The 2338-nt window shown below is 33.7% G+C and carries 1 protein-coding gene; it reads left to right on the forward strand.

All coding sequences use genetic code 11. The features are described from left to right. Positions 1–704: 704 nt before the first annotated feature. Positions 705–2252 carry a hypothetical protein gene (locus WBM60_RS16465; protein ID WP_424283346.1) on the forward strand — a complete coding sequence of 516 codons (1548 nt, stop codon included), beginning with the start codon at positions 705–707 and terminating at the stop codon, positions 2250–2252. The last annotated feature ends 86 nt before the right edge of the window (positions 2253–2338 follow it).

Consider the following 2338-nt stretch of genomic DNA (forward strand, 5'->3'; position numbering starts at 1 on the left):
TGCTAACGTTTAATTATTCTCTTACCTTTCTATGCAAGAATTAAAGGAATAAAGATAGAATTATTATCTATGAATATTAGCACATCTTATAAGAATAATAATCAATAAATTATATGGAAAATAGAACAAGATGAAATTATAGGCAAAGGACAGTTCAAGGAAGGCGATAGCCTGAATAAGTATAGCAATGTTCCTAAGGAGATTTGAATATATTGTCCAAATAAGCAAGACAGACTGGGGTTTTATCTATGAAGTCGAGCATAATGGTCAAAGACACTATGAAGTGTTCAAAAAACGTCTAAATCGTCGTTTCGGCACGGTCAGTTATCCTTCAGATAAAGCCTTTGGGATTTGGGCGTGGACTTGTATGACCCTGGAAAAAGCAAGAATCAAATTAGTAGAACTGAAATCTACATCAAAAGAACTACAATGTAGTACGAGGTGTTCAAAAAGTTTAATATGCTGATAAAAATATTTCCGGATAGATTAAATACTATAATTCTATTGATCTCAAAGTTTATTATTGATATCTAGTTTATGGTGGTCACATAGGAAAATTATTAATATTTTAAGGACTTATAAAGCATTTGTAATCAGCGCTATAGACAAAAACCATAAAAATACTATGGTTTTTCTATAACCTAATATCGATTATTATCTATACTTTGTTTGCATAAATCATCAAATAATAGAAATTAATCGTTATGAAAAAAATCAAACATCTGATTATCCTTTTATTCTCGTCTTTCTTTTTTTTTGTTGGGTGCGAACAAGAGCAACTTCCAGACAATACTATATCCCAGGATGAGGTATTAAATTATAAAAACGAGGTTAGATTTTTAGATTCATCTCAAATACCTCATATAATGGATGAAGTTGTTGCCATTACAAAGCAGGATATTTCAACTATGTCTAGCAGAAATAATGAATCTAATTACTATTTAGATACTCAAAACGTTCAGGCTGTTACAGATTCCGTAGGAAATGTAACTTATGCTTTTCGCTTATATTTAAAAAATGGAAAAGAAAATGCATTTTATAATCTTTTGGCAACTGAAAGAAAGAGTGGAAAAAAGATCCCCATGGCTGTTCTAGAATATAATATGGAACCGTCCTATTTTATGGATCTTAATTCAGATTTTATTAAGAGTATAGGTGGTGTACCAAAAATTAATTATTATTCCTTTAAAAGTTTTTTCAAAGGATCTAATAGAAATAAATATGAAGTATATGTACCCAATGATCCTTGTGGAGAAGTATCAGGGGGCTCATCTGGTGGAAGTAGTGCAGGAACAGGAACTGGCGGGGGTGGAGGAACATCAAATGGGGATATTTCTACAAGTGGAGGTACGAGCATTGGATGGACAACGTTAGGTAGTTCAGATGGCGGCACTAATACAACTCAAGAGAAAGGAACGGTTTATGGAGGGGATGGATGTTTTTGTGAGTCATTTGAATCTGAGGGAGGTGATGATCAAAAAAATGGTTATTTTACAGGTAAAGATGATGACTGTCCAGAAGGGGAATTGTTATTTCCGGTTAACGAAGGATCAATGTTTGATAAACTTGACTTAGATGATCTAAATAATCCTTGTGTTGAAAATATTATAAAAGGTCTAAGTTATAAGGACATGAAAAACTTAGTTTCACCTAGTCCTGGAGAAATAAGTGGAACAGGGCATTTATCACAAGGTATCTTGGATATGTTTGATAACAGTGAGGAATTTCACTTGAGTTTTCAAATAAGTGAAAGAGGTGCAGGTATAAATGCAAACACACTTCCTGAGACCGATAATTCAAATGGCGTTCCAACTTGGATAGTTGCATTGGATGATGACTTCGTAAGAAATGCAACTCGCCTAGCCATTGCTCGAACATTAATACACGAATCTTTGCATGCCTTTATAGGACAAATAATAAGTATTAATTTTACAGGTGATTTTGCTGCCGAAATGCAAGAATATAGGAAAATATCTGGTTCCAATGTTGCTGATCATGCTTTTATGGCGGAGTATGCGGAAGCTATAGGATATTCATTAGCGGTTTGGGACAGCCATAGATTGCCACAGAGTTATTATAATAATCTTGCTTGGTCAGGTGGTATGATAAAAAATCCTGATAACTCATACACGAGTGCCTTTTTAGCACTACCTGAAGGTCAAAGAACATCCATATTAGCGGCAAATAATGCGGAGGGCACAGCTAATAACAGCTCTACAGGTGACGCAAAAGGCTCGAAGTGTAAAAAATAATTAATTATGAAAAAGACTATTTTTATTTTATTAGTATTAAGTGCTTTTAATTTTTCTTGTTCCTCTCAGAAGGCGTTAACCATAGA

The organism is Eudoraea sp. (assembly GCF_049669105.1).
GTDB lineage: Bacteria > Bacteroidota > Bacteroidia > Flavobacteriales > Flavobacteriaceae > Eudoraea.

Excerpts from the sequence above, each read along its gene's own strand:
- WBM60_RS16465 (WP_424283346.1), top strand. The coding sequence starts at position 705 with ATGAAAAAAATCAAACATCTGATTATCCTTTTATTCTCGTCTTTCTTT.